General features: G+C 44.3%; 18 protein-coding genes. 11 read left to right on the top strand and 7 right to left on the bottom strand.

Annotated features, from left to right (window positions below):
- The first annotated feature begins 339 nt into the window (after nt 1–339).
- Entirely contained in the window at nt 340–1,233 is an 894-nt protein-coding gene (locus Q5691_RS12400) for a hypothetical protein (RefSeq protein ID WP_333345029.1), read from the top strand.
- Nucleotides 1,234–1,395: 162 nt separating this feature from the next.
- Here the strand turns inward: Q5691_RS12400 and Q5691_RS12395 are convergent, their stop codons facing one another.
- The 3 genes from Q5691_RS12395 to Q5691_RS12385 all read right to left on the bottom strand — a co-directional run bounded on the left by Q5691_RS12395 (nt 1,396) and on the right by Q5691_RS12385 (nt 3,875).
- A complete protein-coding gene (locus Q5691_RS12395) occupies nt 1,396–2,940 on the bottom strand; it encodes an ABC transporter ATP-binding protein/permease (protein WP_333345027.1) in 1,545 nt (514 codons plus the stop codon).
- Nucleotides 2,910–3,335, bottom strand: coding sequence for a hypothetical protein (locus Q5691_RS12390; RefSeq protein ID WP_333157733.1), 426 nt, complete (start codon nt 3,333–3,335; stop codon nt 2,910–2,912). Before Q5691_RS12390 ends, Q5691_RS12395 begins: the two co-directional genes overlap by 31 nt.
- 66 nt (nt 3,336–3,401) lie before the next feature.
- Entirely contained in the window at nt 3,402–3,875 is a 474-nt protein-coding gene (locus Q5691_RS12385; RefSeq protein WP_333345025.1) for a hypothetical protein, read from the bottom strand.
- A 256-nt stretch (nt 3,876–4,131) separates the two neighbouring features.
- On the opposite strand from Q5691_RS12385, the gene Q5691_RS12380 reads away from it, so the two are divergent.
- Nucleotides 4,132–5,526: an ATP-binding protein gene (locus Q5691_RS12380; protein ID WP_333345023.1), complete on the top strand. Its 1,395-nt coding sequence runs from the start codon at nt 4,132–4,134 to the stop codon at nt 5,524–5,526.
- Nucleotides 5,527–5,548: 22 nt separating this feature from the next.
- Here Q5691_RS12380 and Q5691_RS12375 read toward each other — a convergent pair whose 3' ends face one another.
- On the bottom strand, nt 5,549–6,127 hold the full coding sequence (locus tag Q5691_RS12375; protein WP_333211602.1) for a Uma2 family endonuclease: 579 nt from the start codon (nt 6,125–6,127) through the stop codon (nt 5,549–5,551).
- A 113-nt stretch (nt 6,128–6,240) separates the two neighbouring features.
- Here Q5691_RS12375 and Q5691_RS12370 point away from each other — a divergent pair, with 113 nt between their 5' ends.
- The 3 genes from Q5691_RS12370 (at nt 6,241) to Q5691_RS12360 (ending at nt 8,420) form a co-directional block, all read left to right on the top strand.
- Nucleotides 6,241–7,080, top strand: a complete 840-nt coding sequence (locus Q5691_RS12370; protein WP_333211600.1) for a Uma2 family endonuclease — start codon at nt 6,241–6,243, stop codon at nt 7,078–7,080.
- A gap of 76 nt (nt 7,081–7,156) precedes the next feature.
- Entirely contained in the window at nt 7,157–7,570 is a 414-nt protein-coding gene (locus tag Q5691_RS12365; protein WP_190657739.1) for a nuclear transport factor 2 family protein, read from the top strand.
- Between the two features lie 361 nt (nt 7,571–7,931).
- Nucleotides 7,932–8,420, top strand: coding sequence for a hypothetical protein (locus Q5691_RS12360; RefSeq protein ID WP_333345021.1), 489 nt, complete (start codon nt 7,932–7,934; stop codon nt 8,418–8,420).
- Nucleotides 8,421–8,543: 123 nt separating this feature from the next.
- Here the strand turns inward: Q5691_RS12360 and Q5691_RS12355 are convergent, their stop codons facing one another.
- The 3 genes from Q5691_RS12355 to Q5691_RS12345 all read right to left on the bottom strand — a co-directional run bounded on the left by Q5691_RS12355 (nt 8,544) and on the right by Q5691_RS12345 (nt 10,690).
- Nucleotides 8,544–9,212 (bottom strand): 2OG-Fe dioxygenase family protein, encoded by a 669-nt coding sequence (locus Q5691_RS12355; RefSeq protein WP_333139431.1) that lies wholly within the window; start codon nt 9,210–9,212, stop codon nt 8,544–8,546.
- Between the two features lie 201 nt (nt 9,213–9,413).
- Entirely contained in the window at nt 9,414–10,178 is a 765-nt protein-coding gene (locus Q5691_RS12350) for an aldolase/citrate lyase family protein (RefSeq protein ID WP_333228826.1), read from the bottom strand.
- A 92-nt stretch (nt 10,179–10,270) separates the two neighbouring features.
- On the bottom strand, nt 10,271–10,690 hold the full coding sequence (locus Q5691_RS12345; RefSeq protein ID WP_333345018.1) for a hypothetical protein: 420 nt from the start codon (nt 10,688–10,690) through the stop codon (nt 10,271–10,273).
- Nucleotides 10,691–10,917: 227 nt separating this feature from the next.
- Here Q5691_RS12345 and Q5691_RS12340 point away from each other — a divergent pair, with 227 nt between their 5' ends.
- From Q5691_RS12340 to map, 6 genes are all read left to right on the top strand, one after another.
- Nucleotides 10,918–13,017, top strand: a complete 2,100-nt coding sequence (locus tag Q5691_RS12340) for an FAD-dependent oxidoreductase (RefSeq protein WP_445305827.1) — start codon at nt 10,918–10,920, stop codon at nt 13,015–13,017.
- Between the two features lie 292 nt (nt 13,018–13,309).
- Entirely contained in the window at nt 13,310–19,126 is a 5,817-nt protein-coding gene (locus Q5691_RS12335) for a HAMP domain-containing protein (RefSeq protein ID WP_333345016.1), read from the top strand.
- Nucleotides 19,127–19,277: 151 nt separating this feature from the next.
- Complete coding sequence (locus Q5691_RS12330; RefSeq protein ID WP_333211586.1) at nt 19,278–20,105, top strand: protein-glutamate O-methyltransferase CheR; 828 nt, start codon at nt 19,278–19,280, stop codon at nt 20,103–20,105.
- Nucleotides 20,059–20,784, top strand: a complete 726-nt coding sequence (locus Q5691_RS12325; RefSeq protein ID WP_333345014.1) for a chemotaxis protein CheB — start codon at nt 20,059–20,061, stop codon at nt 20,782–20,784. Before Q5691_RS12330 ends, Q5691_RS12325 begins: the two co-directional genes overlap by 47 nt.
- 7 nt (nt 20,785–20,791) lie before the next feature.
- Nucleotides 20,792–22,861 (top strand): response regulator, encoded by a 2,070-nt coding sequence (locus Q5691_RS12320; RefSeq protein WP_333345012.1) that lies wholly within the window; start codon nt 20,792–20,794, stop codon nt 22,859–22,861.
- A gap of 435 nt (nt 22,862–23,296) precedes the next feature.
- Nucleotides 23,297–24,124 (top strand): type I methionyl aminopeptidase, encoded by an 828-nt coding sequence (gene map / locus Q5691_RS12315; RefSeq protein WP_333211580.1) that lies wholly within the window; start codon nt 23,297–23,299, stop codon nt 24,122–24,124.
- Nucleotides 24,125–24,198 lie beyond the last annotated feature (74 nt).

Raw genomic sequence — 24,198 nt, 5'->3', positions numbered from 1 at the left:
GGGACATTTTGACCTGAACCCTCAGTGAGATTAATCTGTTATTCTATCAGGCCTTACACTAGAATGAAATAGCCCTGGATAACTCACTAGAACAAGTGATGCGCGAGGAAATTACTTCTACATCACTCCCCGTGATTACTATTGGCGATGCTGACCGCTTGTTGAATGACTCTGAATATCGGCAGCGTTGTGCAGTTCGTCTGGTTGAAATTGTGCTTGATATTAATACTTATATGGGTGTAAGTCGGCTTTTCATCCCATGATGTGCTGTCGAGATTGTTGAAGAAGTGCGATCGCGCTTTGATTGCCAATAAATGTAGTCTTTAAAAAGTGAGCCCCATGTTAAAAGAATTAAAAACCATTTCTCTTGCCACTCTTCTGGTATTAGGAACAGCTAAACTGGGTTCTACAGCAGCTTTCCCAAGTCCTAATAATCAAGGGGATTATATGGGAAGATATTATCATACTTATTGGGAAGTAGTAGACCCAGACCCAAAGGGGTTAAATTGTCGTATGAACTCTTCTTTTGAAGAATTTATGCGTGTTGACAACCGCACTCCATTTGATGTTTTTAATTGGTCTGTAGTTGGTGTTTTAAAACAGGGACAGCGTTTGGAAAGCTTTCCTGGTAATGCTGGTGTTACTTTCCTTGATACCAGGGGTTTACCTTGGCTTTTTGTAGGAAAAAACTACACTGCTGGTGCGGCGCAAGGTTGTTTTATTCGCGCTAATAGTCAATTTGTCAAACCAATACAGATGTCACCGACTCGCGTACAACCTCAAGCGAGTCAACCGCTCACAAGTTCCACGGCACTACCGATGAAGCTTGGTTTTGACGAAGGATTTGGATCGATTGTAGTACCAGAAAGCGATACCACTGCATCGGCGTATGGAGGACGCTTAAGGCGATATGACGTTCACATTGCCAAAATGTTTGAAGTCACCCACTTTATGTGTCAACAAGAGAATTTAACACCCGGTCTTACTTGGAATTACGCGGCTGGAGGTGGCAGGATTAATATGGGAAGTTTTGAAATAACCTGCCGACTTGCTAATCAAATAGTTAGTGCCTATGGTTTAGGTAAATCGGAACCTACGAATGTGAGTTTTTCGGGTGGTGAAGTCGGTCGCCCCGATGTCAGAAGTTTCAACATTCCCATCCTAGATATTACAGGTGATAAAGTACCACGCTGGGTGAGTTTTGTGCAGGGATTTCAGCCAGTGAGGAGGTAGGGCGATTTGTAAAATGTAGGAGGGTGTGTCAGAAGAATTACAAGAGGTATTGGAAGACTCGATTCTACTTAGTCTTACCATGAATCTCCCTTTACCCGTCTTTGATAATTACTAAAGAGGTCGCCTGATGCCGCCTTTTTAACTTGTGTTGATGATAGGAACTTACTGAACTGCTTGATCTCTCTGGTATGACCAAGTAGCAATTAATCCGAACACGCCACAGCTCCAAATTAGCCACAGCAAGTGTAGAAATATCTGATTATCTCCATCCAATTTTGCTGCCCAAAAAACCAACTCTCGATAGTGGTAAAACGGCGATAGTACCATCAAATTTTGTACAATTTTTGATTCAGAAAGTGGATATGCTCCGCAGGTTAGAGCAACAACAATTAACGATAAGCTGAGGATAGAATCAGCACTTCTGGGGTCGATTAAATATCCCAGTGCCAGACCAATAATTGCGAAGGGGATAATACCTAGAATTAGGCAGAGGAAGATAATTAACCAGGAACTAGGATCACCTGGTATTTTCAATTGCCAGCTTGCCAGAACAAAAATTAGTAAAAGACTGACGGTACAAAGTATGAGGGCGGTCGCTATCTTTGCTACTATGTATGCGACTGGAGGTAAAGGTGTCGTCCTCAATAATTTAAGCCATCTTTCAGAGCGCTCAACAGCAATTCGTTTGCCGAGACGATCAATAACAATTGTAAACAAGATAATTCCAGAAAGATAAATTATAGGTTGTATTGCAGAATCTTCTGTTATACCTGGAAATTTTAAGAGGGGGACAAAACCTACTAAGCTAAGAGTTGCAACGAGAAACAGAGGAGTCCTCAGCAATTGTGATATTTCAAAGGAAATTTGGTTTTTAATAATTGCCAAAATGTTTTGATTTAAAGCCTCTGATTTATTAACGAATGTTTCAGTTACCGAAGTAGGCTCTAACTTTTCTTCTGATTTATTAGCCATCTGAAACTCTTCAACTAATTGGCTTTTTTGCGAAGATTCAGAGAAATTGTAAAGATTAACGTACCGAGTAGCTAAAGTATCTAGTTGATTCCAGTCCGATTTATTGTTTGTTACCATTAAAATGGTGATTCCCTGTTGGCGACAGAGTTTTATTTGGTTCCAAAATTCTTCATAGCCTTTATCATCTAAGTTCCTCGTTGGCTCATCAAGGATGAGAAGTTTAGGATTTCCTGCCAAAGCGATGGCAAAATAGAGTCGCTGCTTTTGACCCCCGGATAAATCAGTTGCCCAAGCATCTTCCTTGTGTGTGAGATTAACTTTATTCAAAATCTCTTGACTTGAAATAGGATTGGGGTAATAGCTTCGCAGCAAATCAACTAATTCTTTAACTTTAACTTTTCGAGGAACTTGAGTGTCTTGCAAAACTACGCCCAAGCCAATTTTAGAAAAAGAGTTATCTGGGGGAAGCCCCATAAGTTTAATCTGTCCACTACTAGGTCGTAATATTCCTAGGATTAAATTAATTAATGTAGATTTTCCAGATCCATTTTCACCGCGCAAAACAATAAAATCATTGTCCGTTACAGTGAGATTGATATTCTCAAGGATTTGATTAGCACCGAAACCTTTGCGGAATGATTTGGAGACATCATCAACTTCAACTAGATTCATATTTGGGAAGTAAGTAATTTTATTTTCAGAAACTAATGGAGTGAATTTAGCATCAAGAACCAAATTCCCAATGCCGCAGCAACAGCAGGAACAAGCGGAACCCCAATTACGGTGGTGAGGATTATTAAAGTTGCTGTTCCTCCTAAAAATCCCCAAAAATTAATAGCACTAGATGCCCCAGTATCGCCCATGCTACAAGTGCTAAAAAAGCAAAATTCGCTTCCTTTGGTTAAAAGAAAAAATGTACACCCAATAGCAACTACTACAATTCCCAGCACAGCCCATCTACCTGCTAACATTTCCCCTCCTAAAAATCTTAGTGACAAAGATGGGGATTCTTGAGTATTTGAATTGGGCTGAAGTTGCCCAGTGGCAGAAGGAATAACTTGCGACTCAGTATTTAAGGGACTATTCGCTAAGTCATAAGATTGTTGAGATTCATTAGAAAGAGGTTCCATTGTTAGTATTTTTTTCCTTAAAGATATGTTAGAAAAGTTAGAAAGATAAATCAAAGATTTATCTTTCTAACTAGAAAGTGCTGTTCTGATAGCTAACCACAAAGCAATACCAATTCCTACGGTAACAACTAAAGGTGCATTAGCGATAGCTGCACCAGTTCCAAAAGCAATTCCAATAGTTGCTCCACTAAGATCGGGATGTTGTTTGGCAGAGTCTATAAGTTGTCCCAATGACTCCTGCAAATTATCGCCGATGCTCTTATCGCCGCCGCTCTTATTACCGCTGCTCTTATCGCCGCCGCTCTTATCGCCGCCGCTCTTATTACCGCTGCTCTTATCGCCGCCGCTCTTATCATCTAGGCATTCGGGTCGCAAGTCTTTAGACCACTTAATCATCGGATAACAGGAATTTTGCACCTGCAAAGTTTCCGCAACTAGGAGCGGTGTCCAGAGGAAGAAACATATCAAGAGGATAGCTTGAAAGCGATGGTTTCCCCATTTTTCAAGCCAAGGTTGATAAAACTTTGTGATCACTTCCATGATGGTTAAAGCGTCTATTTACAGAGATTACGCACAATATATAGATGTGATAAATACTATGGCTCAGATTGTCATAGTGAATTCTCTGATTCTATTCTGCAATACTTTCTATAAAATATGACAACTCCAAACAGTCGGATTTAGTACCCAATTTTTCTAACCATCCTGAACCAATTTAGTAGAAGTTGGTATAATTCAGTTGACAAAGTATGATTGAGTAGGATATAGTACACTCAACCTCACTCAACGCTGACCCATGAATGTTGAAGATGTTGTACAATGGGCGAATAATTCGATTTTTGATAAAACAGGAGAACATCTTACACCCCTACAGGAAGCAATAGTAACGGGTGTTTGGCAAAGACAGAAATATCCTCAAATAGCTAAAGATTATAATTGTAGTGAATCTCACGTAAAAAAAGAAGCGGCTAAGTTATGGGAAAAGTTGCGTGAGGAATTAGGAGAAGACCTTAATAAATATAACTTTCGTTCTAAGTTAGAGAAAAAACATAGGGTCTCCCAAAATTCCAAATCAGGTCACTGTTTATTACAAGTTGATAATATTAATATTGGTGGTCAATTTATACAAACTATTGAAGATACAAAAATCAGATCGCCCAATCCCCCTGAATCTCCCCAAAATCAAGCCCGATCGCCCATAATCGATTTAACCGACGCACCCGAACTCCCTTACTTTTACGATCGCACCTCAGAACTCTCCACCCTCAAACAATGGATTGTACAAGCAAACACCCGCTTGATTACCGTCTACGGCTTAAGTGGAATTGGCAAAAGTGCGATCGCCCTCAAACTCATCGAACAAACTCAAACCGAATTTGATTATATTATTTGGTTAAGCCTCACCAACACTCCCACACTTTCAACCCTCCAAACCGAACTCAAGCAATTTTTTGGGCGATCGCCACAACCCGCATTACCCACAATCATCGATTATTTTCGATCTTCTCGCTGTTTAGTAATCCTTGATGACGTAGAAAATATTTTTAAAAGCAGTCAATTAGCAGGTCAATATTTAGCAGGCTATGAAGACTATGGCAAATTTTTCAAACAAATTGCCACATCCTCTCATCAGAGTTGTTTAATTATCCTCAGTTGGGAACAACCCAGAGAAATTACTGCTTTAGAAGCACTAAACCTACCTGCACGAACCTTACACCTCAAAGGGTTAGGGAAAGAATCAGCAGAAATTCTCAGAGAAAAAGGATTAGCAGATGAGGAAAAATGGTCAGACTTGATCGCCCTTTATCAATGTCATCCTTCCTGGTTAAATATCATAGCTTCAACAATTTTAGAATTCTTTGACGGTAGCGCTTCCCGGTTTTTAACCGATAATAATGATATTTATTTAGGTGACTTAGAAACCATTTTAGAATCTCACTTAGAGCGTTTATCGGAGTCAGAAAAAAATGTAAGCCATTGGTTAGCAAGTCAAGATGAAGCGGTAGATATTTCCCAAGCACCTGCCGATATTGAGTTATCTAAATCAGAATTTTGGCAAGCCATACAATCTTTAGCGCGGCGCGGCTTACTGGAAAAAGTACAAGTAGGAGCGGGAGCGCTATTTTTACTCAATCCTGTATTTCAACAATACATTCAATCCAAGTCAAATCCTAGCAGTATCAAACTGTAACATCGATCGCAATTCTCAACTTCTACATCGATCGCATAAAAGCATTCACCGCATCATATTGATCCGCCATCCGCGAATAAAACTCGATCGATCGCAAATCCAACTCCGGCAAAAGTTCGCTCTTACTCACCAACTCATACCCCGTAGAACGCAAGCAATAAACCGAAATTACCCCATCCTCCCAAAACCAAACCTCCTGCACTCCCACACGACGATAGATTTCCAGCGTATCAATTCCACCACTCGTCACTGTTACCTCGATCGCCAAATCTGGAACCGACTTGCGCGTACCCAAACAATAAGACTCGTCCGGTTCTTTCCGTGCACCCAACTCCTTCATCCCGATGGTTGTACTGCCGCGTCCGTAGAAACGAATGTCCTTCGTCCGCATATAAACTTCTAAAACCTGACCTAAAGTATTTTTAGGTTCTTCATGAGCATCAGATAAAGGGGCCATAATTTCTAAACACCCATCCAAATAAGTTAAGCGCGCCCCAGTGTCTGCCAAATCAGCATCCAATTTTTCCAGAGTCTCCCATGTCACGTTTGACAGGAAAGCCGCACCTGTACCCAATCCCGCTTTAGAAATTGCGACAACCATTTGACTTACCTTTTACGATCGCTTTTCCATATTAGCGAATATTAGCTAAAGTTTCAAATCAGATTGCTCTAAAATTTCGCAGTACAATTAACAATAACTGCACGGAAAAGACGATGACTGAGATAATAACTGCTACAGGTCTGCCTCCTGCATTCCCCGATCATACCCAATTGCCAGACGAAGACGGTACATTTGTGAAAAATTTTCAGGAGCATCCTCAGAGCATCATTCTGACAGATTCGATCGGGCCGGTTGTAGAGCGGCTGCATCCAGACGGACAATATGCGATCGGGCAAGATTGCGGCATTTACTGGCGAGAAACTGACCCGCCAGAGCGAGGCGCAGAAGCACCGGATTGGTTTTACGTGCCGAATGTACCCGCAACACTTGACGGTTTTCGCCGTTCTTATGTACTTTGGCGGGAACACATGGCTCCGTTCATTGCTTTAGAATTTGCTAGCGGTAATGGAGAGGAAGAGCGCGATCGTACTCCCTTGACTGTGGCCGCTGACGGTACTACCACTAAACCGGGTAAGTTTTGGGTGTACGAGAGAATTATTCGCATTCCTTACTACGGCATTTATGAAATGAGAACTGGCAATTTAGAAGTCTATCACCTGATAGATTTTGTGTATCAAAGGATGCAGCCAAACGCACGCGGTCACTATCCCATTCCTGTACTAGATGTAGAATTGGGACTGTGGCAGGGAAGCTATCAAAATCAAGAATTGCTTTGGCTGCGGTGGTGGGATTCGCAGGGAAATTTGCTGTTAACTGGCTCCGAACAAGTTGAAATTGAGCGGGCTAGAACCGAGCAAGAACGGGAAAGAGCCGAACAAGAACGGGAAAGAGCCGAACAAGAACGGGAAAGAGCCGAACAAGCAGAGCGAAAAATTACCCAGTTAGCCGATCGACTGCGAGCAATGGGAATCGATCCCGATGCTGAGGATTGATCTCAAATTCCCAAAACTCTCTCTGTAGCGCGAGCATCCCGCACCTGATATTTTATAATCACAAAAAACAAAGCTGATGGAAACTAAACCACCTCTACCGCCCTTTACGTTAGAAACGGCTAAAGCCAAAGTTCAAGCTGCTGAAGATGCCTGGAATACCCGCGATCCAGAACGAGTAGCCTTAGCTTATACGGAAGATTCTCAGTGGCGAAACCGTGCCGAATTCTTCAGCGGACGGGAAGAAATCAAGGCTTTTTTAAGACGAAAATGGGCAAAGGAATTAGATTACCGTTTAAAGAAAGAACTGTGGAGTTTTACAGATAATCGGATTTCTGTTCGATTTGAGTATGAGTGGCACGATGATTCTGGCTACTGGTATCGCGCCTATGGTAATGAACAGTGGGAATTTGCCGAAAATGGGTTAATGCGAAGACGTGAAGCTAGTATTAATGATGTTCCGATTCAAGAGTCTGAACGGAAGTTTCGATAAGATTTATCTGTGAGTTGCTAGAGGCATAAACCTGGCTTTTTAGGAAAATACGCAGGTTTGTAGTCAGGACTTGAGTCATGATTGACTAAACGCCAGAAAGACGAATAAAGTCCTCACTACTAACGAAAGGTTTGTAGTAATGACTTGAGTCATGATTAGAACTCTTGTAAAAACACAAAGCACCCACCCCAACCCTGCCCTTGAATCAGGGGAAGAAGCAAGATTATTCTTGTTGCTCCCCTGAATAAGGGGGGACTTGCTGGAGGTGAATTTGACTTTTGCAAGAACTCTAGAGAAGTTTATAGAGCATTTGCGATCGTGTAGAATCTGAAAAAACAATTTTAATGGAGTTTTGTTGCAAATGAAATTTTTGGCGATCGAAACACTAATTGTTAGTTCTATCCTTCTGTCAATCTCATCATTGTCCTCTGCTCAAAGTAATCAACAGGGCTCTACAATTCTACCCACAGGAGCTTACTACGCTCAAGGAACAATGTTCAATAACTCCCGTAGAGAGATTGCACATCAAAACAATAGAATCTGCATCAAGATCGTTGATGGCCCTGCAAATCCCTACAAAGGAGTCGAATCTATCACAATTAGCAGCGTGTCTGTGGAAAATGGGAAATTCTATATTGATGCAACTGGCACAGAGCTAGTATTAAAAAACAATGGAAAAGCATTCTCTGGCGACATTCGCGGTACATGGGAGTATAGAGGTATCTCGCCCGATCCAAGGAGTCAACCCATACAAGCTAAAAAAATGGCAGAATGTGTAGCTGCTCAAGGACGATATGTGGAGAAGATGGAAGGAATATCCATTTCAGGAATCGATTTTCCCAAGCATTAACCACGATCGAGATGGGTGGGGGCGCAACCAAAAGGCGATCTGTGGGATGCAGTAATGGGTAATCGGAGTAAGGTGCGTAGTACGCACCCTACATCATTAGGTTATGCGTCCAGGACTGTATCCTCAATCGGTAAGCAAACTCGGAGAAGTCAGCACAAAGACATCCCTGGTTCCCACTCCTTCAGATTCCGGTTTAATCGGTGTAGTAAAGTGGAAAAACTCGTGGTCGTTAACTAACAGCAATTCTCCCGGATGCAGAATTTTATTAAAAACAGGCTTCTCTTTTTTAGCCAAGTACAAATGCGTTTCCCCGCCGACAATATTAGTTCTGTCAACTGAGAAAATCCCGATAAAGTCAGTACCGTCTTGGTGAATGCCTTCCGGTGCGGGGTTGCCGAAATTGTTTGGCGAACAAGTCGTTCTGATTTGATGGATGCCGATTTCAGCTTCCGGGTGAATTTTGCAGGAATCGAAAAAAGCAAAAATCATCTGTTTGAAATTATCGAGGGCGATTAGCCGATCGTCCAATTCGGCAAATTCCCGCCTGATATCACCCACTAGCGGATTGTATGTTTTGCTTTGATACAAATAGCCGTGAGGTAGCTTAACTAACTCATTTCCGTTGACTGCAAACCGCGATAATCTTCTCGAACGATACTTACCTTTCACATACGGATCGACAGGCATATCGTCAAAAAATTCCTTGAAGCCTTCTAGCTTAATCGAGTTTACTTTTTTGAAAGTAAACATGAAGGCATAATCCAAATGAATGGATTCTAATACGGTTTTCATAGATTTTACTCCCTGAAGCCTTGCTCCCCTCCCTAATTTTGCCTGGAGGAGGTGTATGCTTCTACTCTAGCGCAGGATTTTTGTATGTGTCGTAAAAGACACTACAAAAATTGCAAAGATATCGTAAAGACGACAAGATGAATTGGGGGCTGGTTCTTCTTTTAATCCAAAATCCCCAATCTAAAATCTAAAATCTAAAATCTAAAATCGATTGACTGCTTTCACCAGCGACTGACAGGCCCGCAGGAAAACGGCAACATCGACCCCAAGTGCGACGTACTGAACGCCAGCATCAATCCACTGCTGGGCGATTTCGGGGTTTTCGGCAAAAGTACCGGCGGCTTTGCCTGCTTTGCGGATGGTTTGGACTGCCTCTTGCATCATGTCGATGACTCGGGGATCGCGGACTTGGCCGGGAATGCCGATCGACTGTGACAAATCGTAAGGCCCCAGAAAAATCACGTCCACCTCTGGCACAGTAACAATTTCTGCCAGGTTGTCGATGCCGCATTTGCCTTCGACATGAATCACAACTAAGGATTCTTCGTTGAGTCGATCGGTGATATTTGTACCTGCAGCGGTGTAAAGTCCTGCCCGCGTAGCAAAGGAAAGGCCTCGCGTGCCCAGAGGACTGTATTTAGCACTTTTGACAGCGGTTTCGGCATCGATTTTGCTTTCAATTTGAGGTACTTGAACTCCTGCACTGCCGATGTCGAGAGCTCGTTGAATTTGCGGCCCGTCGTTTTTGCGGACACGAACAATCGGTGCAATTCCGGTGCAGTCGGCGGCGCGACACAAATCTTCAGCAGCAAGCGGGTTCAGGGGGCCGTGTTCCATATCGATAACGGCGAAATCAAATCCAGCGTGACCGCAGATTTCCATGAATGCGGGATAAGCGCAGTTCATAAATAAACCGAGGACTGTTTCGCCTTGTTTAATTTTTTGTTTGAGTTGGTTTTGACGCATGGGTAATCCCGGAAAATTTAGTTTTTTTTTACTGCAAATGAAGCCCGATTGTTTTTAATAATACAGCTCAAATATGGTCGTAATCAATTACTTTATGTTAAGAGAATCGACAAGAATTTTATAGCTGCTTTTGCCTCTATTTTAAATGGAATCAAGCACAAAAGCCAGCCAAAAATAAACATTCCTAAAATTGGTAAAAATATGGCTCCCACCGATGGTTCGACTAACCAAGCAAATAAAGAAAACATTCCAATACTGCCAGTTGTCCACAGCCACAGAATCAGAAATCCTATAACTGTCGTATGTAAACTCATCCTAATCCTGATGGAACAACCGAACTGTTGATTATGTATATATCCTTGTATAATTGGGAACAATAAATGTCTGCCGATGATGATGCGATTAATTTTGAAGGTTTTGCCATCAATCGTTCCTTCATAGGGTTTCGCAGGGGGCTGACAAAAGGGTATAATTATTCTAAAAACTTTGGGAGGAGTAACAACTTCGTCCAACCTGCGTAAAACTTCCGAATAAGTTAAACTGGTGGTAATTGTTAAAGTCTCAAAAGGAATAAATAACCTAAAAAATTTGACTATCTTGAGCATAAGGTTCATCCGGCTGTTCAATAGTTGTTGCTGGTATTAATGCCTCTTCTCTAAAAAAGTTTTCCCTGACAACAGCGCGAAATACCAGTATACTGCAAAATAAACATTTAAATGGGATGAGTGTTTTTCGCGCTATGTCAAAATTAATTCCACAATCTCCGATGAAACTTCGACAGTATCTATTTTTGCTCAAAGGTCGATCGATCCTTAGCCTCACCCTCGGCATAATTTCCGCGATGGGGAGCATTTCGCCAGTATTTGCCGCACCTCCCCGCAATCCCGACACTGCTGAAACTTGCGACATTCTAGTAGCAGGCGGCGGTCTCGCAGGGGCTGCTACCGCTTACGAAGGTTTGCTGGCGGGGCGCACAGTTTGCCTCACTGAAATTACTGATTGGGTAGGCGGTCAAATTTCCTCCCAGGGAACTTCCGCACTCGATGAAAGAGATACTCAGCGATCGCTCTTATTTTACCCCCGTGGCTACCTAGAATTGCGGGAGCGGATCAAGGAACATTACGGCCGGCTAAATCCCGGAGGCTGTTGGGTTAGCTATTCGTGTTTTATGCCATACGACGGTCACAAAATTCTATTTAACATCTTGCAGGATGCCGCTAAAAAAGGCAAAGGCACGCTGAAATGGTTTCCCAATACAGTTATTAAAGAACTAGCAATTACTCCTGCTGTGGCGGGGAATGCGGTAGGGGGTCAACAAATTAAAAGTGCGATCGCCATTCAACACAAACCCGCCGCCAACACGCCACCAATCAACACCGAAACTCTTTCTCAGACGATCGAAGATGCCTATCGCTACGAAAATTCTCCGCGATTTAACAAAACTATTATTCGGTTTATTCCCAAACCACCTAACCAGTCAAATTCAAAACCTAGACCTGCTGAGTGGTATGTGGTAGATGCCACTGAAACAGGAGAATTGATCGGACTTGCGGATGTTCCCTACCGCCTCGGAATTGACCCGCGTTCCCCTCTCGAACCTTCTTCTGCCAGCCCCACCGGCGACGCTTACTGCACTCAAGGTTTTACCTACACCTTTGCGATGGAGGCAACGAAGGAACCGCAACAGCATCAAATGCCGTCTTTTTATCAACAATACGCTCCTTACTACAGCTACGAATTGCAGAGATTGGCGAGCTTTCCCTTAGTTTTCACCTACCGCCAAATCAGGAGCATGAGACCGGATGAAAAGCGACCTTCCGACCCGAAGCAATTCCCGATTTATCCGGGGGATATTTCGATGCAAAACTGGACTTGGGGCAATGACTATCGTCCCGGTTCTGCCCAGGATAATTTAATTTATTCTCGCGAGCAGTTGGAGGCAGCAGGTCAACTGCAACCGGGGGGATGGATGGGCGGTTTGCGAACCGAAACTTTGCGAAAGGGAGAGGAAAATGCCAAAGGATTTTTCTACTGGCTGGTAACAGGAACTACTGACTCGCAGCTAGGAGAGGGAGTCAAAAAGCCTAATCCAAACAATCGTTTTTTGAGCGGGTTGGATTCGCCGATGGGGACGGTGCACGGACTTTCTAAATATCCTTATATGCGGGAGGGCCGGCGCATTATTGGGCGACCGAGTTTCAATCAGCCTCAAGGTTTTACGGTGTGGGAAGTTGATATGTCTCGCACTGACTTTACGGCTGATTTTTACCGCCAGAATTTGTCGGAGGAAGAGTATCGCAATTTGTGGTTAGCTGTGGGTGGTTTGAATGCGCCGGCTTTGGCTGTGGGAAGTCAATCTGTTGAGGATACAAAATCGCGATCGCGCGCTACGATTTATCCTGATTCTGTGGGGATTGGTCATTATGCGATCGACTTTCACCCCTGCATGACCAACAGTCCGCCGGAAGCACCAGGAAATACCGAACGGGAAGGTACTCGCAAAGGTCAAGGGCAAGCTTATCCCTTCCAAATTCCGCTGCGGGCAATGATTCCCCAGAAAATTGACAATATGTTAGTGGCGGGTAAAAGTATTGCTGTTAGCCACACAGCGGCCGCTGCTTATCGAGTGCATTCTTTTGAATGGTCTGCCGGTGCGGCGGCGGGAGTTACGGCTGCTTTTTCCCTAGAAAAGGGGATTCTCCCTTATGAATTAGTGGACGAATTGCCGTCCCGCGAGCCCAACTTGGAAGTGTTGCAGTTGCGGTTGCAACAAAATGCCAATCCGATCGCCTTTCCGGGTACTTCTATTTTCAATAGTTCGTGGCAAAATTGGAAATAATCGCAGTTGATAATCTGTAGGGCCGGCATCCTGCCCGCCTTACAATAAAATTCACTCTGTGTGGAACAGGGTGGAACAGGCTTGCGAGCCTGTTCCTGACACCCGACAATTAACTGGTTAGCAAGAAGAGTTTGCTAACCAGTATAAAATAACCAATAACAAAATACCTGATAAACAGCAATTTGTCATCCATCTTTCGATAGAAGCAATCAGACACTGCTTTAGTCGGATAATATCAATAATCTCAAAAATATTCCCCCCTTCCCCTTCAAACTCGTCAAAGGTAACGGTCATGTCAACTGCACAGATAACAAGCGCCAATTCCAGTAATGGTTATGCCAAACAGTTACTCAGAACCTTAGTAGCTGTCAAAAAAGGGGACTTTTCAGTTCGGATGCCTATAGACCAGACCGGTCTAGCGGGGAAAATTGCTGACGAACTTAACGACATTATCGAGCTCAATGAGAGAATGGCGGCCGAACTCGATCGCATCGGCACAGTTGTCGGTAAAGAAGGCAAAATTGCCCAGCGGGCAACCATCGGCAGCGCCGAGGGGTCATGGGCAGCTAGCGTAAACTCTGTCAATACCCTAATTACAGATTTAGTGCAACCAACCTCTGAAACCGCCAGAGTAATTCGCGCCGTAGCAAAAGGAGATTTATCGCAAACTATCGCGTTAGAAATAGAAGACAGACCCCTCAAAGGAGAATTCCTCCAAACCGCGCAAATTGTTAACACAATGGTAGACCAGTTGAGCTCCTTTGCGTCGGAAGTAACGCGGGTAGCTAGGGAAGTGGGAACCGAAGGGAAATTAGGGGTGCAAGCAGAAGTTAAAGGAGTTGCTGGAACCTGGAAAGATTTAACGGATTCAGTTAACTCGATGGCGGGGAATTTAACAGCACAAGTGCGTAACATTGCCGAAGTGACAACGGCAGTGGCAAATGGCGATTTATCCAAAAAAATTACAGTAGATGTTAAAGGCGAAATTCTCGAACTGAAAAACACGATTAACATCATGGTGGATCAGTTGAGTTCCTTCGCATCTGAAGTAACCAGAGTTGCTAGGGAAGTAGGAACGGAAGGCAAATTAGGGGTGCAAGCTGAAGTGCGGGGAGTTGCAGGAACCTGGAAAGATTTAACGGATTCAGTTAATTCAATGGCTGGCAATCTTACCGCACAAGTACGGAACATTGCCGACGTGACGACGGCTGTGGCAAATGGTGACTTATCTAAAAAAATTACAGTAGATGTAAAAGGTGAAATTCTCGAACTGAAAAACACGATTAACATCATGGTAGATCAGTTAAATTCCTTCGCATCGGAAGTAACGCGGGTGGCGAGAGAAGTGGGTTCCGAAGGCAAACTCGGCGGTCAAGCAGAAGTTAAAGGAGTTGCCGGAACTTGGAAGGATTTAACGGATAGCGTTAACTTCATGGCAGGCAGTTTGACAGCACAAGTGCGGAACATCGCTGAAGTGACAACCGCTGTGGCAAAGGGCGATTTATCTAAGAAAATTACCGTAGATGTTAAAGGGGAAATTCTCGAACTCAAAAATACCGTCAACACGATGGTTGACCAGTTAAATTCCTTCGCATCTGAAGTAACCAGGGTTGCTAGGGAAGTGGGAACGGAAGGGAAGTTAGGCGTGCAAGCTGAAGTGCAGGAAGTAGCAGGAACCTGGAAAGATTTAACGGATTCAGTTAACTCAATGGCCGGGAATTTAACAGCACAAGTCCGCAACATTGCTGAGGTGACGACTGCTGTTGCTAACGGTGACTTATCTAAAAAAATTACGGTACAGGTTAAAGGCGAAATTTTAGAACTGAAAAACACCATTAACGTGATGGTGGATCAGCTTAATTCCTTTGCATCTGAAGTAACCAGGGTTGCTAGGGAAGTGGGTTCGGAAGGTAAACTAGGCGGTCAAGCGGATGTCCGAGGCGTAGCAGGAACTTGGAAGGATTTAACGGATTCAGTTAATTTTATGGCGGGTAGTTTGACAGAGCAAGTACGGAATATTGCGGCTGTTACTACTGCGGTGGCAAATGGCGACTTGTCGAAGAAAATTACTGTCGATGTTAAAGGTGAAATTTTGGAGTTAAAAAATACCGTCAACACGATGGTGGATCAGTTAAATTCCTTCGCATCGGAAGTAACCAGGGTTGCTAGGGAAGTGGGAACCGAAGGGAAATTAGGGGTGCAAGCAGAAGTTAAAGGAGTTGCTGGAACCTGGAAAGATTTAACGGATTCAGTTAACTCGATGGCGGGGAATTTAACAGCACAAGTGCGTAACATTGCCGAAGTGACAACGGCAGTGGCAAATGGCGATTTATCCAAAAAAATTACAGTAGATGTTAAAGGCGAAATTCTCGAACTGAAAAACACGATTAACATCATGGTGGATCAGTTGAGTTCCTTCGCATCTGAAGTAACGCGGGTGGCGAGAGAAGTAGGAACGGAAGGTAAATTAGGTGTACAAGCTTACGTGCGGGGTGTAGGGGGAACTTGGAAAGATTTAACCGATAATGTTAACTTGATGGCGGGTAATTTGACGGCGCAGGTGCGGAATATTGCGGAAGTGACGAAAGCGGTGGCAAATGGCGATTTGTCTAAGAAAATTACCGTTGATGTTAAAGGCGAAATTCTGGAGTTGAAAGACACTATTAACGTGATGGTGGATCAACTTAATTCCTTCGCTTCTGAGGTAACGCGGGTGGCGCGGGAGGTTGGAACTGAGGGTAAATTGGGCGGTCAAGCTGAGGTGAAAGGAGTTGCAGGAACTTGGAAAGATTTAACCGACAACGTAAACTCGATGGCGGGGAATTTGACAGCGCAAGTGCGAGGTATTGCTAAAGTTGTGACGGCGGTGGCGAATGGCGATTTGAAGCGCAAATTAATGCTGGAAGCTAAGGGAGAAATTGCAACTCTGGCAGATACGATTAATGAGATGATTGATACGCTGGCGACGTTTGCCGATCAAGTTACTACAGTGGCGCGGGAGGTGGGAATTGAAGGGAAATTGGGCGGCCAGGCAAAGGTTCCGGGCGCGGCGGGGACGTGGCGAGATTTGACGGATAACGTGAATGAATTGGCGGCGAATTTGACTACTCAACTGCGGGCGATCGCCGAAGTGGCAATTGCTGTTACCAGAGGCGATTTAACGAGGTCAATTTCCGTCGCCACGGAAGGAGAAGTTGCCATTGTTAAGGACAACATTAACCAGATGATTGCCAATCTCCGGGAGACGACGCAGAAGAATACTGAGCAAGATTGGCTGAAAACCAACCTCGCTAAGTTCACTCGAATGCTACAAGGTCAGCGAGATTTAGAAACTGTTTCTAAACTAATTCTCTCAGAATTGACGCCGCTGGTTTCTGCTCAGCATGGCGTATTCTTTATGATGGAAGCTGTGGAACACGATCCGTTTCTCAAACTGTTAAGTACCTACGCCTACCGCGAACGCAAACAGTTAGGAAATAGATTCCATTTAGGCGAAGGTTTGGTAGGACAGTGCGCCCTGGAAAAGGAACGCATACTGTTGACTGAAGTGCCGGAGAACTACATTAAAATTGGATCTGGGCTGGGAGAATCTACGCCGTTGAATGTTGTGGTTTTACCCGTACTCTTTGAGGGACAAGTGACGGCAGTAATCGAGTTAGCTTCGTTCCGGCGATTCAGCGAAATACACTTAACATTTCTCGACCAACTTACAGAAAGTATCGCCATTGTCTTAAATACAATTGCGGCGAGTATGCGAACGGAAGAGTTGCTGAAACAGTCGCAGTCTTTGGCGGAAGAGTTACAAACTCAGCAAAAGGAACTAACGGAAACTAACAAGCGTCTCGAACAACAAGCGCAGTCTCTCCGCGCATCTGAGGAACTGTTGAAGAGTCAGCAGGAAGAGTTGCAACAAACGAATGAAGAATTAGAAGAACAAGCTGAATTGCTAGCGCTGCAAAATAAGGAAGTTGAGCGGAAAAACCGAGATATTGAACAGGCGAGGGGGTTGTTGGAAGAAAGAGCGGAACAGTTGGCTCTAACTTCTAAGTATAAGTCGGAGTTTCTAGCAAATATGTCTCACGAGTTGCGAACTCCGCTGAATTCGCTGTTGATTCTCGCTCGATTGCTTTCTGACAATACTGAGGGCAATTTGACTCAGAAGCAAGTTGAATACACGCGCACAATTTACTCGGCTGGAACAGATTTGTTAGGGCTGATTAATGACATCTTGGATCTCGCTAAGATTGAATCAGGCACGATGTCAGTGGAAATTGAGCAAGTGTTGTTTACGGACTTGCGAGATCATTTGGATCGGACTTTCCGCCAAATCGCCCAAGATAAGAAGTTGAGTTTTCAATTAGAGCTTGAGTCTGGGTTGCCAAAAGGTCTCTATACTGATGCTAAACGACTGCAACAAGTTTTGAAGAATCTCCTCTCTAATGCGTTTAAGTTTACAGAACGGGGTGAGGTGAAATTGCGTGTCGAAGTAGCGCGGGCCGGGTGGAATTTAGAAATAGAAAGTTTAACGAGTTCCCCTACTGTTTTGGCTTTCTCAGTTAGCGATACCGGGATTGGGATTTCTGCTGAAAAACACCGGGTTATTTTTGAGGCTTTCCAACAAGCAGATGGTAGCACTAGCCGCAAATACGGGGGCACGGGTTTGGGTTTGTCAATTAGTAGAGAAATCGCTAATTTGTTAGGTGGAGAAATTAAATTGACAAGTAGCCCTGGTGAGGGTAGTAGGTTCACGCTTTATCTGCCACAAACTTACCAAGAATCGCGAATAATGAATGATACGGGTTCGGGAACGGGCAAGCAAACGCCTCAATTACCCCCTGCTAATTCTCCCGCACTTCCTTTGCCGAATTTCCACTTGCCGATCGCGCCTTACCCCTCACCTTTAATCTCTGATGATCGAGAAAATATTGAGAGTGACGATCGCGTGCTGTTGATTGTCGAGGATGATGTAAACTTCGCTCGGATTCTGTTGGATATGGCGCAGGAACAGGGTTTCAAAGGTTTGGTGGCTTTGCGGAGCGATATCGGCTTGGCGATGGCGCGAGAGTTCAAGCCAACTGCGATTATGCTGGATCTAAATTTGCCTGTGATGGATGGCTGGACAGTGCTCGATCGCTTGAAGCACGACCCAAGTACGCGCCACATTCCGGTTCACATTGTATCAGTTGAAGAAGGGCGGCAGCGCAGTTTGCAGTTAGGGGCGATCGCCTACTTACAAAAGCCTGTCAGTCGCGAAGCATTGAGCAAAGCTTTGACTGATATTAAGGGGTTTGTAGAGCGACCAGTGAAGAATTTGCTAGTCGTGGAAGACGACGAAACACAGCGTCTGAGCATTGTGGATTTAATCGGTAATCACGATGTTTCTACCACGGCTGTGGGGAGTGGTGCAGAGGCGCTAGAAATTTTGAAATCGGGGCATTTTGACTGCGTTGTACTGGATTTGGGACTACCAGATATGACGGGTTTTGAACTGATCGAGCAGATCAAGCAAGAGGCTACTTTGAAAAGTCTGCCGCTTATTATTTATACGGGCAAAGAGTTGACAAGATCCGAAGAAACTCAACTGAAGCGCATGGCGGAAACAATCATTGTTAAAGATGTGCGATCGCCCGAACGTTTGTTAGATGAAACAGCTTTGTTTTTGCACCGAGTGCAAGCAAATTTGCCGGAACCAAAGCGCCAAATGCTAGAGCAACTGTATCAAACAGATTCGACGCTGGCAGGCAAAACAGTCTTGATTGTTGACGACGATATGCGGAATATTTTCGCCCTCACGAGTATGCTGGAGCGCCATAAAATGAAGATTGAGTATGCTGAGAATGGCAGAGAGGGCATTGCTAAATTGCAAAATACGCCTGGCATAAATATTGTGTTGATGGACGTGATGATGCCAGAGATGGACGGTTACGAAACCATGCAAGCAATTCGTAATATGCCTCAATTTGCTTCTTTGCCAATGATTGCTCTTACTGCGAAAGCTATGAAAGGCGATCGGGAAAAATGTATCGAAGCTGGTGCGTCTGACTACATTACCAAACCTGTTGATACGGAACAGTTGCTCTCGCTGCTGCGTGTCTGGCTTTATCGATAATGAAGTCAGTTGTCAGTTGGCAGTTGACTGTTGATTGTTGTCAGTTGTTAATTGTCATTAGTCAACAGTCAGCAGTCAGGATTCAACAGTCAACAGTCATCAGTCAACAGTCAACAGTCAAAAATGCCCAATTCCCAATTAGTAATTAAAAATGTCCGAAAGTCATGAACTTGAAACAATCGAAATTCAACTCCTACTAGAGGGAATGTTTCGCTATTACGGATTTGATTTTCGTAATTATGCTCTTGCCTCTCTCAAGCGCCGTATTAGGAACACTATTCGCTCGGAACGGCTCACCACTGTCTCTGCACTTCAGGAAAAGGTACTTCACAATCCTGCTTACCTAGATCGTTTACTGCTGGATATTTCTGTCAATGTAACGGCGATGTTTCGCGATCCCAGCTTTTACATTAGTTTCAGAAATAAAGTGGTGCCGCTGTTGCGTACTTATCCTTTTATTCGGATTTGGCACGCTGGATGTTCAACGGGCGAAGAAGTCTATTCTATGGCAATCTTGCTGCAAGAAGAAGGACTTTATGACCGTTGTCGGATTTACGCTACGGACATGAATGAATTAGTTTTGAAAACAGCCAAAACAGGGATATTTCCGCTGAAACAAATGCAAGAATATACGCAACTATACCACCAAGCGGGGGGCAAGAAAGCATTTTCTGAGTATTACACTGCTGCCTATGAAAATGCGATTTTTCGCTCTTCACTTAAAGATAATATTGTCTTTGCTCACCACAACCTAGCAACGGATAATTCTTTTAATGAATTTAATGTTATTTTATGCCGTAATGTGATGATTTATTTCAATTCACACCTCCAAGAGCGGGTACACAAGCTTTTTTATGAGAGCCTGGGAATGTTTGGAGTTTTAGGACTAGGACATCAGGAGTCTCTGACTTTTACACCTTATGAAAAATACTATGAACCAATTGAAAGTAGTGAGAAACTCTACCGGAGAATTAAATAAGAAAAATTTTGAAATAGTGGTTGTGGGTACGTCTTTGGGAGGGCTAGAGGCTCTGACTGTGCTGCTGGCAGATTTGCCCCAAAGCTTTCCTTTGCCTGTAGTTATTGTCCAACACCGCCATAAGAGTTCTGAGAATAGGCTTACTTATTTTTTACAAAAGCAAAGCTCTCTCCAAATCACAGAGGCAAAAGACAAAGAGCCGATCGCACCTGGACGGGTTTACTTGGCTCCTGCTGACTATCACTTGCTAATAGAATCGCCCTCTGACGAGGAGTTTATCCTGTATGAAAACGACTTTACAGAATGGGGGAGCGTGGCAGTGGAGTCAATCCATAATTCAAACTCCCCAATCCGCAATCGCGGAACTCCTACGTTTGCACTATCAACTGAGGCTCCTGTCTGCTATGCGCGGCCCTCAATCGATGTGCTGTTTGAGTCTGCTGCGGATGCCTTTGGGGAGAAAGTTATCGGCATAATTTTAACGGGAGCTAATTCGGATGGTAGTAAAGGGCTGGCAAAAATTAAAGCTGAGGGAGGATTGACATTCGTGGAGGAACCGGCTTCAGCTCTATGCCCGACCATGCCAGCATCGGCGATCGCAAATGTTGAAGTAGACTGGATTTTACCCCTCTCTAAAATCGCTCCCTGTTTAGTCAATTTGCTAAGAATTAAAGATTAAAAAAATTATGAATCAGCAGTCCCCCCATCGAGTAAATGTCCTTTTAGTTGACGATCGCCCAGAAAATTTGATAGCTCTAGAAGCTATTCTCAACAGCCCCTCTTATAATCTAGTACAAGCTAGTTCGGGCGCGGAGGCTCTGAGATGTCTGCTTAATGAAGATTTTGCAGTAATTTTGCTTGATGTGCAGATGCCGGGAATGGATGGATTTGAGACAGCTACATTGATTCGCTCTAGAGATCGATCGCGAGCGACTCCGATTATTTTTATCACAGCATTCAGCAGTAATGACACCCACGTGTTTAAAGGTTATTCTCTGGGTGCGGTGGATTACCTGTTCAAACCCTTGGAACCGGAAATATTGACCTCGAAGGTGCAGGTATTTGTGGAATTGTTCCAAAAAACAGTCGAGGTGAAGCAGCAAGCGACACTGTTAGCTGCGGTTAATAGTGAACTAAGTAAAAGTGAAGAGCGGTTTCGCACTTTGTGTGCTTGTTCACCACTGGGAATTTACTTAGCTGACGTTGAAGGCCGCTGTACTTACATCAATCCCCGTTGTCAAGCGATTTGCGGGTTAACTTTGGAGGAAAGTTTAGCAGAGATTTGGCAGCGGGAAGTTCATGAAGAAGATCGCGATCGCGTAGTAGCACATTGGTTAGCTTGGATTAAAGAAGGTCACGAATATTCTAATGAGTTTCGATTAGCTGGGAGCGAAACTGTGCGTTGGATTAATGTGCAGTCGTCGCCAATGTTTTCGGATTTGGGAAAACTGATCGGTCATGTGGGTACGGTTAGAGATGTCACAGACCGCAAGCAAGCAGAGGAAGAACGCAGCAGACTAATCCGCGAACAAGTGGCGCGACAAGAAGCGGAGAGAGCTAACCAGATGAAGGATGAATTTCTAGCTATTCTCTCTCACGAACTCCGTACTCCTTTAAATGCAATTCTCGGCTGGTCTAGGCTGCTTCGTACCAAAACTTTTGACCAAGACACTATTGAGAAAGCCCTAGAAACAATTGAGCGCAATGCTAAATCTCAAGCTCAACTCATCGAAGATATTTTAGATGTTTCGCGGATTCTGCGGGGGAAACTAAATTTAAATATGCATCCGATTCGGTTGGAATCTGCGATCAAGCTGGCAATAGATTCTTTGCAGCCGCTGACCGAGGAAAAATCAATAGTCATAGAATTAACGTGCAGCCCAAATGTAGGTGAAGTTATCGGCGATTTTGATCGCTTGCAGCAAATTGTGTGGAATTTGCTGTCAAATGCGATTAAGTTTAGTCCGCAAGAGGGTAAAGTAGAGGTGCGGTTAGAGTCAGTTGGCGATGAGGCTCACATTCAGATAATTGATAGTGGCATTGGTATAGCTCCTGATTTTTTGCCTTATGTTTTCGATCGCTTCCGCCAAGCTGATAGCAGCACAACTAGGTCTTACGGGGGTTTGGGACTGGGATTGGCGATCGTCCGTCACTTGGTGGAACAGCACGGCGGTAAGGTGCATGCAGAGAATAATCCGGGCGAAGGTGCGAAATTTACGGTGGCTTTACCTCTTGCACAAAGGAAGACCGGAGGTGCAGGGGATGATTGGTCGGAACTCAATGACGCGACAGAGACTCTCCCCACTCTGGCTAATTTGCAATTGCTGGTGGTGGATGATGACGATGACACGCGGGAGTTTTTGATTGCTTTACTCGAGGACGAAGGAGCTATGGTGCGATCGGCGACATCGGTAGCCGGGGCTCTAGCTGCACTGGAGAGTTATTGGCCGGATCTGCTGCTGAGCGACATTGGAATGCCGCAAGCAGACGGCTATGAGTTGATCGCGCGCGTGAGAGAAATGGAAGTGCTCAGGGGTGGAAAGATGCCTGCGATCGCCCTGACGGCCTACGCGAGAGAGGAAGAGCGCAAGCAAGCGCTGGAAGCTGGTTTCCAGATGCACTTATCTAAACCAGTTGACATAACTAAGTTAATTGCCGCAATTGCTAACCTTACAGGAAGGCTCGGAAATCCCGCTCCAACTGATATCTTGCACCATGCTCAAGAACAGGCAAGATGCCTGTTCCACAAAGAGTAAATTTTCTTGTGGGGAGTAGGGGTTGGGCAGGAGAGGCCGTCCGTGAAGGCTGATTGACAATAGTGCTATTCGGTGATTTCCAACGGACTCGGCGGTTAAAACCGCTTTGTTGACAATCAAGCATCCAGGATACCCGCCACGTGATTCATTCCGAAAGCAGACTCAGGACCCAGAAATACAAAACCTGTATCCGATAAAGGATCCCCCGAATTTATTCGTGGGGTCAATGCTTCAATCTAAAATCTAAAATCTAAAATCTAAAATCGATTGACCCCCCAATCCCGTGCTGATTACTGAGAAAAATATTAAGCTAGCTTAAAGGACACGCGATCGACAGTTCGGAACAAGACACCCCTTTTTCCACAAAAAGCTGGATATTTGCCGTTTTTTGCTTCAACCTGCCGTCAAAGTACAAAATTACCCGCCGATCAATACATGAATATTTTTAGCAGTCTGCTTTCTAGTCCAACTCAAGCACCCCAAGTCAAAAAACAGCGTCGAGGCATTGAAATTAAGTCGGAACGCGAAATCGAAATTATGCGGCAAGCAGCAAAAATCGTTGCAACGGTACTTAAAGAAATTTCCCAAATGGTGAAACCGGGAATGACTACTGCTGATTTGGATGCTTATGCCGAAAAACGTATCCGCGAAATGGGTGCAACTCCGAGTTTTAAAGGCTATCACGGTTTCCCTGGATCGATTTGCTCTAGTATTAATAACGAAGTTGTTCACGGCATCCCCAGCGCCAAAAAGGTAATTCGGGCCGGAGATGTTCTCAAGGTAGATACGGGGGCATATTACCAAGGTTTTCACGGCGATTCTTGCATTACGATCGCAGTTGTGGAAGTGACTCCCGAATCGGCCAAATTAATCCGAGTCGCAGAAGAAGCTCTCTACAAAGGCATCGAACAAGTGAAGGCTGGAGCTTATTTGCTCGATCTGGCTGGTGCGATGGAAGATCATGTCAAAAGCAACGGTTTTAGTATCGTTGAGGAGTTTACCGGCCACGGTGTCGGACGAAATTTGCACGAGGAACCGTCGGTTTTCAATTTCCGCACCCGCGAAATGCCGAACGTGAAATTGCGAGCCGGTATGACATTGGCGATCGAACCGATTCTGAATGCTGGTTCTAAGTACACTCGGACGCTTTCTGACAAGTGGACTGCTGTAACAGTTGACAATGCTATGTCGGCTCAGTTTGAGCATACTGTGTTGGTGACAGAAACTGGCTATGAAATTTTGACTGATCGTTCCAAAGTTTAAGGGGAAAAAAAGACAATAGTTTTGAGTTTTGAGCTAAAGTTTTTATTCTGTAGGTTGGGTTGAGCGATGGCGAA

This window comes from Microcoleus sp. w1-18aA5 (assembly GCF_036701705.1).
Taxonomy (GTDB): domain Bacteria; phylum Cyanobacteriota; class Cyanobacteriia; order Cyanobacteriales; family Microcoleaceae; genus Microcoleus.
Note: the sequence above shows the minus strand (reverse complement) of the source record. Positions and strands in the feature narration are given on the sequence as shown.